This window comes from Roseisolibacter sp. H3M3-2 (assembly GCF_029211165.1).
Classification (GTDB): domain Bacteria; phylum Gemmatimonadota; class Gemmatimonadetes; order Gemmatimonadales; family Gemmatimonadaceae; genus Roseisolibacter.
On the sequence record NZ_JARGEK010000481.1, the window covers coordinates 1 to 2,959 of the forward strand.

The 2,959-nt window shown below is 76.8% G+C and carries 4 protein-coding genes; 1 reads left to right on the forward strand and 3 read right to left on the reverse strand.

From position 1 onward, the window contains the following. Positions 1 to 121: 121 nt before the first annotated feature. Genes PYV61_RS23290 through PYV61_RS23300 form a run of 3 tightly spaced genes read right to left on the reverse strand, consistent with a single transcriptional unit; the run spans position 122 to position 1,832 of the window. A complete protein-coding gene (locus PYV61_RS23290) occupies positions 122 to 535 on the reverse strand; it encodes an MscL family protein (protein WP_275836197.1) in 414 nt (137 codons plus the stop codon). A 29-nt stretch (positions 536 to 564) separates the two neighbouring features. After that, entirely contained in the window at positions 565 to 978 is a 414-nt protein-coding gene (locus PYV61_RS23295) for a response regulator (RefSeq protein ID WP_275836199.1), read from the reverse strand. Beyond that, a complete protein-coding gene (locus tag PYV61_RS23300; protein ID WP_275836201.1) occupies positions 975 to 1,832 on the reverse strand; it encodes a L,D-transpeptidase in 858 nt (285 codons plus the stop codon). The genes PYV61_RS23295 and PYV61_RS23300 overlap by 4 nt, the downstream gene beginning before the upstream one ends. A gap of 192 nt (positions 1,833 to 2,024) precedes the next feature. Between PYV61_RS23300 and PYV61_RS23305 the strand changes: the two genes are divergently transcribed. Further along, positions 2,025 to 2,959 (forward strand): serine/threonine-protein kinase (locus tag PYV61_RS23305; protein WP_275836203.1); only part of this gene is annotated, 935 nt, incomplete at its 3' end.

Below are 2,959 nucleotides of genomic sequence, written 5' to 3' on the forward strand. Positions count from 1 at the left end.
CCGACGTGCGGGGCGCGGGGGCGGGGGGCCCGGCCGGGGGCGCGGTCATGCCGCGCACATTGCCGCGCCGCGCGCGCGCGGTCAACGTGCCCGCGCGCAGGCACGTCGACGGCGCGCGACGTCAGTCGCCGACCGCGATCGCCAGCACCGGCATGTCGACCAGGGTGCTCGTGCAGTGCCCGCAGCGCGTCGCGCGCCGCGAGACCTGCATGTCGCAGTACGGGCACGGCCGCGTCGTCGGCGGCGCGTCGGGCGCGGTCCGTCCGGACAGCCGGCCGAGGCGCCAGACGACGACGCCCACGATCACGAAGTCGACGACCGCCCCGAGGAAGTGGCCGAGCGTGAGCCGCACCGGGCCGAGCGCGACGACGGCGTCGCGCCAGGCGCCGCCGGGCATCGCCGCCCCGGCGAACGGCATGATCAGGTCCTCGACGAGGGCGCCGACGAGCCGGGCGAGCGCGCCGCCGAGGACGACGGCGAGGGCGAGCGCGAGCACGTTCTCGCGGAGGAGGAACGCGCGGAGGTCCTTGAGCATGGCGGGTCTCGGCCGGTGCGGGGCCGCGGTCAGGCGGCGGGGGCGTCGAGCAGCGCGCGGACGACGCGCGCGATGTCGGCGAGGGGCTTGGGCTTGGTGAGCACGGCGCTGGCGCCGAGCCGGATGGCCTCGGCGTGCACGCTCGGCGAGCCGAAGCCGGTGATGAGCACGAACGGGAGCGCGCCGCGGGCGAGGCGCGCGTGCCGGAGCAGCTCCAGCCCCTCCTCGCCGTCGCTGCCGGTGAGACGCAGGTCGGCGACGACCGCCGCCGGCGCCATGCGGTCCAGCACGTCCTTGGCGTCGGCCAGCGTGGCCGCCGTCTCGACGCGGAAGCCGCTGGCGCCGAAGTAGGTCTGCATCGCGAACCGCACGTGCTCCTCGTCGTCGACGACGAGCAGCGTCGGGCGCTCCGGCGCGTCGGCGCCGTCGTGGACGGCGATCACTGGAGGTACACCGGCGTGCCGACGGCCACGCGCTCGTAGAGGGCGGTCACGTCGGCGTCGCGCATGCGCAGGCAGCCGTGGCTCGACGCGGTGCCGACCGTCTTCGGCTTGTCGGTGCCGTGGAAGGCGTAGCCGTCGCGCAGGTTCAGGCGGCGCGCGCCGAGGACGCGCGGGTACTGCCGCTGCGTGGTGCCGACCGGCGGGACGACGATGCGGCCGTCGACCACCAGCTCGCGCGCGCCCGGCTCGTCCATCGACTTGCCCATGCGGGCCACCGTGCCGTCGGCGGCGCGGCGCACCACCTCGGCCCCGTCGACGTAGATCGCGCTCCCGTCGCGCGTGCGGAGCGTGTCGCGGCGCTGCAGGAAGCGGAGCGGGCGCCCCGTCTTCTTCGACACCTCCTCGAAGTGCCAGTCGGGCGGGACCCAGAGCGGGAGGCTGTCGCGGCGCGTGACGACGAAGCGCCCGCGCGGCGTCGCGAACTCGCCCGGCGCGGCGTCGGCGTCCCCGCGCGTCCCCTTCCCGACCGCGACCGGCGCGGTGAAGGCGACCGAGTCGCCCTCGAGCAGCCACACGCGGCGCGCGGCCAGGCTGACGACCAGCACCTGCCCCGCACGCTCGGCGGCCGGCACGGCGCGCACCGCGGCGGCATAGGCGGCGGTCCCCGTGAACCGCTCGACGGCCTTCGGCGCCTCGACCTCGCCCGCCGCCACCAGCGCCACCGTCGTGGTGTCGGCGGGGCCGCCCTGCCCGTGCGCCACGGCGGGCGACAGGACGACCCAGGCGGCGAGCGCCGTGGGGATCAGGAGGCGGGCGACGTGGACCAGCGAGCGGGCGGCGAGACGGGCGGACATCGGAGGCGGCGCGGGGAGGGCGGTGCGGTGTGCCACCCTCCAGGGCAAGCCGGCGTCCATGGCTCGCCGACGCGCCAACCCGTTGATTTTTCGGTTCTTAAGCAACCACGCCCGACCCGGTGCCCGGTTCCAGATTCCAGATTCTGGACGCCGCGTTCCGGATTCCGGACCGGCGGCGTAGCTTGGCGTCCGATGCCGACCACGAGCACCGAGGCCAGCGACCGCCTCCGGGCCGCCCTCGCCGGGCGCTACGCGATCCACCGCGAGCTGGGGCGCGGGGGGATGGCGGCGGTCTACCTGGCCGACGACCTGAAGCACCACCGGACGGTCGCCCTCAAGGTCATGCACCCGGGGCTCGCCCCGGCGATGGGCGCCGAGCGGTTCGCGCGCGAGGTCATGGTCGCGGCGCGCCTCCAGCACCCGCACGTCGTCACCGTGTACGACTCGGGGGAGTCGGCCGGCCGCTGCTGGTACACGATGCCGTACGTCGCCGGCGAGACGCTGCGCCAGCGCCTCGACCGCGACGGCTGGCTGTCGGTCGCCGAGTCGGTGCGGATCGCCCGCGAGGTGGCGCGCGGGCTCGACCACGCGCACCGCCGCGACATCGTCCACCGCGACGTGAAGCCGGAGAACGTGCTGCTCGGCGAGGACGGCGTCGCGATGCTCGCCGACTTCGGGCTCGCGCGCGCGGTCAACGCCGCCCCCGACTCGACGCTCGGGCGGGGCGCGCTCACGGCGCCGGGGTTCTACGTCGGGACGCCGCGCTACATGGCCCCCGAGCAGGGGACGGGCGAGTTCCCGGTCGACGCGCGCGCCGACGTGTACGCGCTCGGCTGCGTGCTCTACGAGATGCTGACCGGCGAGCCGCCGCACCCCGGGGAGCAGCTGGAGTCCATCTTCGCCGCGCGCCTGGGCGGCCCCGCGCCGTCGGTGCGCGCGCTGCGCCGCGACGTCCCGGACCCGGTGGAGGCGGCGCTGGCGCGCGCGCTCGAGCGCGTCCCCGCCGACCGGTGGGCGACGGCGCTCTCCTTCGCGCAGGCGATGGACGGGCAGACGGTGGACGGTTGGACCGCGCGCACCGCGACGCCGCCGGCGCCCGCCGCCGCCGCGCCCGCCGCCGAGTCGGC

Excerpts from the sequence above, each read along its gene's own strand:
- PYV61_RS23290 (WP_275836197.1), bottom strand. The coding sequence starts at position 535 with ATGCTCAAGGACCTCCGCGCGTTCCTCCTCCGCGAGAACGTGCTCGCG.
- PYV61_RS23300 (WP_275836201.1), bottom strand. The coding sequence starts at position 1,832 with ATGTCCGCCCGTCTCGCCGCCCGCTCGCTGGTCCACGTCGCCCGCCTC.